This is a genomic window from Paenibacillus sp. (assembly GCF_035645235.1).
In the GTDB taxonomy this organism is placed as follows: Bacteria; Bacillota; Bacilli; order Paenibacillales; family YIM-B00363; genus Paenibacillus_AE.
In genome coordinates this window covers 1-2,698 of the sequence record NZ_DASQMZ010000034.1, presented here as the reverse complement: position 1 = coordinate 2,698, position 2,698 = coordinate 1, and the positions used below count along the sequence as shown (strand labels likewise).

Sequence of the window (2,698 nt, the reverse complement as noted above, 5' to 3'; positions counted from 1 at the left end):
AGGAAGCGGCAGGCAAAAACCTCGTCGGCGCGTTCAGCGTCGAGGAATTCGTCGCGTCGCTCGAGACGCCGCGGAAGATCATGATCATGGTCAAGGCGGGCGAGCCGACGGACAAGACGATCGAGTCGCTGCTGCCGCATCTCGACCAAGGCGATATCGTTATCGACGGCGGCAACGCGTACTTCCCGGACACGCAGCGCCGCGAGCGCGACCTTACGGCGAAGGGCTTCCGCTTCATCGGCACGGGCGTATCCGGCGGCGAGGAAGGCGCGCTGAAGGGGCCGGCGATCATGCCGGGCGGCCCGAAGGACGCGTACGAGCTCGTCGGACCGATCTTCGAAGCGATCTCGGCGCACGTGAACGGCGAGCCGTGCTGCACGTACATCGGACCGGGCGGCGCGGGCCACTACGTGAAGATGGTGCATAACGGCATCGAATACGGCGACATGCAGCTCATCTGCGAAGCGTACCAGCTGCTGAAGGACGTGCTGGGTCTCGGCGCCGACGAGCTGCACACGATCTTCGCGGAGTGGAACCGCGGCGAGCTCGATAGCTACTTGATCGAGACTACGGCGGACATCTTCCTGAAGAAGGATCCGGAGACGGGCCTGCCGATGGTCGACCTCATTCAAGACACGGCCGGCCAGAAGGGCACGGGCAAGTGGACGAGCGCGAGCGCGCTGGACCTCGGCGTGCCGCTGTCGATCATCACGGAATCCGTGTTCGCGCGGTTCTTGTCCTCGATGAAGGCGGAGCGCGTCGAAGCGAGCAAGATTTTGAGCGGACCGGCGGCGAATCACGCGGAAGTCAACAAAGCCGAGTTCATCGAGCAGGTGCGCCGGGCGCTGTACGCGAGCAAGATTTGCTCGTACGCGCAAGGCTTCGCGCAAATGCGCGCCGCTTCCGAGCATTTCGGCTGGGACTTGCAATACGGGGAAATCGCGAAAATTTTCCGCGGCGGCTGCATCATCCGCGCGCAGTTCCTGCAGAATATCACGGACGCGTACGACCGCAATCCGGAGCTGAAAAACCTGCTGCTCGACGATTACTTCAAGAATGCGGTCGAGAAGTACCAAGACGCATGGCGGAGCGTCGTCGCGACGGCCGTGGCGCGCGGCATCCCGACGCCGTCGTTCTCGTCGGCGCTGGCGTACTACGACTCGTACCGGACGGCGCGGCTGCCGGCGAACCTGCTGCAGGCGCAGCGCGACTACTTCGGCGCGCACACGTTCGAGCGGGTCGACAAGGAAGGAACGTTCCACTTCGAGTGGATGGCGTAAGGGAAGAAGCCTTCCGTCCGCGAACAGCGGCGGCGGGCTTTTTTTTCGACGATTCGGATCGGATCCCCTGCGGAATGGGCTGTTCCGCCTGCCTTCGCTATGGTATGATGTGAAAAAAATGGGGACGGGGAGCGCAGTGCACGCAGAAAAACGGAACATCGTGATGATCGGCTTCATGGGGACGGGGAAATCGACGGTCGGCTCCGCGCTCGCGGATCGCCTCGGATGGCGGTTCGTCGATACGGACGCAGCCGTCGTCGAGCGGGAAGGTCGGTCGATCCCCGAGCTGTTCGAGGAGAAGGGCGAGACGTATTTCCGCGACGCGGAGACGTCGGTGCTGACCTCTGTCTTGTCCGGCTCACGCCAAGTCGTCTCCACCGGCGGCGGCGCCGTGCTTCGGGAGGCGAACCGAGAAGCGATGCTCGGCGGGGGCTTCGTCGTCGCTTTGACGGCTCCTACCGAAGTGCTCCTCGCGCGGCTCCGCGGGGATTCGAATCGCCCGCTGCTTGCCGGCGATAAAGAAGAACGCGTTCATCGGCTCCTCGCGGAGCGGAAGAACGCGTACGATTTCGCTCATCTCGTCATCGATACGTCGCGGAGCAACGTTCGGGAGACGGTGGAGAGCATTATCGAACGGACCGGCTTGGCCCGCCGACTCTAATCGGTTCGCCGATCATTACCGGGCTTCCCAAGCCATCATGCCGCCGTTCATGTTCAGCAGATTGGCGTAGCCTTGCGCGGCGAGGTAGGCGTAGACGCGGCCGCTTCGGTTGCCGCTTCGGCAGACGAGGACGACCTCGCCGTCGCGCGGGATCTCCGCGAGCCGGTCAGGGATGTCGCCCATCGGGATGTGTCTGGCGCCCGGGATCATGCCGGCGGCCACTTCTTCGTCCTCGCGGACGTCGATGACGCATAATGGCTCGCCGGCGTCTAACCGACGGGCCAGCGCCTCGGGATCGATCGTGCGCATGTCGTTCATAGCGGTTGCTCCTTTCGCGTGCGGTAGATACCGACATCTGCCATCATCTTACGACTGCGCAATCTTCAAGTCAATTCGGAGGTGCGGGATGCGCTACGCATGGGCGGCTATCGCCGCGGGCGGCGCCTCGGGCGCCGTCGCGCGTTGGGGCGTCGGCGTTTGGGCGACCTCGGCGCCGGAGTTCGTCTTCCCGTACGGGACGCTCGGCGTCAACCTCGTCGGGGCATACGCGCTTGGATGGTTGTCCGGCCGGTACTCCGAGTCGGGCAAGGCGAAGGCGGCTTATCAAGCCGCCGCCGCAGGCTTCCTTGGCGCGTTCACGACGATGTCCGCCTTCGGCGTCGAGGCTTGGACGCTGCTGTCGGACGAGCGCTACCTCGCCGCCGCGGCGTACGTCGCGGCGTCCGCGATCGGCGGCCCGCTGCTGGCCGGCGCGGGA

At 64.8% G+C, this 2,698-nt stretch carries 4 protein-coding genes; 3 read left to right on the top strand and 1 reads right to left on the bottom strand.

Annotated features, from left to right (window positions below; genetic code table 11):
* Together gndA and VEZ38_RS03375 are read left to right on the top strand one after the other, a co-directional pair.
* Positions 1-1,280: NADP-dependent phosphogluconate dehydrogenase (gene gndA / locus VEZ38_RS03380; protein ID WP_324891938.1), on the top strand; the 1,280-nt coding region annotated here is incomplete at its 5' end.
* A gap of 136 nt (positions 1,281-1,416) precedes the next feature.
* A complete protein-coding gene (locus VEZ38_RS03375; protein WP_324891937.1) occupies positions 1,417-1,941 on the top strand; it encodes a shikimate kinase in 525 nt (174 codons plus the stop codon).
* Between the two features lie 15 nt (positions 1,942-1,956).
* On the opposite strand, the gene VEZ38_RS03370 is transcribed toward VEZ38_RS03375, so the two are convergent.
* Positions 1,957-2,250 (bottom strand): rhodanese-like domain-containing protein, encoded by a 294-nt coding sequence (locus tag VEZ38_RS03370; protein ID WP_324891939.1) that lies wholly within the window; start codon positions 2,248-2,250, stop codon positions 1,957-1,959.
* A 97-nt stretch (positions 2,251-2,347) separates the two neighbouring features.
* On the opposite strand from VEZ38_RS03370, the gene VEZ38_RS03365 reads away from it, so the two are divergent.
* A partial coding sequence (locus tag VEZ38_RS03365) for a CrcB family protein (RefSeq protein WP_324891936.1) occupies positions 2,348-2,698 on the top strand: 351 nt, incomplete at its 3' end.